Source organism: Neisseria sp. P0021.S007, assembly GCF_051956855.1.
Genome location: NZ_JBQCXA010000101.1, coordinates 1 through 1,220, shown reverse-complemented (window position 1 = coordinate 1,220; position 1,220 = coordinate 1). Strand labels below are relative to the sequence as shown.

1 protein-coding gene is annotated in these 1,220 nt (G+C 50.0%); it reads left to right on the top strand.

The features are described 5' to 3' along the window. Positions 1–1,220 (top strand): threonine synthase (gene thrC / locus ACTHUR_RS11440; protein WP_440398650.1); only part of this gene is annotated, 1,220 nt, incomplete at both ends.

The window sequence follows — 1,220 nt, the reverse complement described above, 5'->3', positions numbered from 1 at the left end:
GGCTTGGCTCCTGACGGCGGTTTGATGCTGCCTGAGCAATACCCTCAAATCGACCGTGCTACTTTAGACCAATGGCGCACACTCAGCTATCCTGAGCTGGCGTTTGAAGTCATGAGCCTGTTTGCCACCGACATTCCTGCTGATGATTTACGTGACATTATCAACCGCACCTACACCGAAGAAGTATTTGGTACCAAAGCCATTACTCCGGTGCGCACACTTTCAGACGGCATCAAAATCCAAGCCCTGTCCAACGGCCCGACTTTGGCATTCAAAGATATGGCCATGCAATTCTTGGGCAATGCGTTTGAATATGTATTGAACAAAGAAGGCAAAGAACTCAATATCTTGGGCGCCACCAGCGGCGACACCGGCTCTGCAGCCGAATATGCCCTGCGCGGTAAAAAAGGTGTTAATGTCTTCATGCTGTCGCCGGAAGGCAAAATGAGTGCATTCCAACGCGCGCAAATGTTTAGCCTGCAAGATGCTAATATCCACAACATCGCTGTTGAAGGTATGTTTGACGACTGCCAAGACATCGTCAAAGCCGTACAAAACGATGCCGAATTCGAAGCCAAATACCATATCGGCACAGTCAACTCCATCAACTGGGGCCGTATCGTCGCCCAAGTCGTGTACTACTTTGCCGGTTATTTCAATGCCACTTCGAGCAATGACGAAAAAATCAGCTTCTGCGTGCCAAGCGGCAACTTCGGCAATGTCTGCGCCGGCCATATCGCCCGCCAAATGGGTCTGCCTATCCACCGCTTGATTGTTGCCACCAATGAAAACGACGTATTGGACGAGTTTTTCAAAACCGGCGCATACCGCCCTCGCAACAGCGAACACACCCACGTCACATCCAGCCCGTCTATGGATATTTCCAAAGCCTCCAACTTCGAGCGTTTTGTGTTTGACCTGATGGACCGCGATGCAGACGAAATCAAAACCTTATGGGCTGAAGTAGGATCCGGCAAAGGTTTCAATTTGGAATTTGTCTTAAACAAAGTACATCAACAATATGGCTTTGTTTCCGGCAAATCGACCCATGCCAACCGCCTTGCCACCATCAAACAGGTTTACGAACAAGACCGCGAATTGATTGATCCGCATACAGCTGATGGCATCAAAGTAGCGCGTGAAGTACGCGAAGCCGGCGAAACCATTGTCTGCCTCGAAACCGCATTGGCTGCCAAATTTGAAGCCACCATCCATGAGGC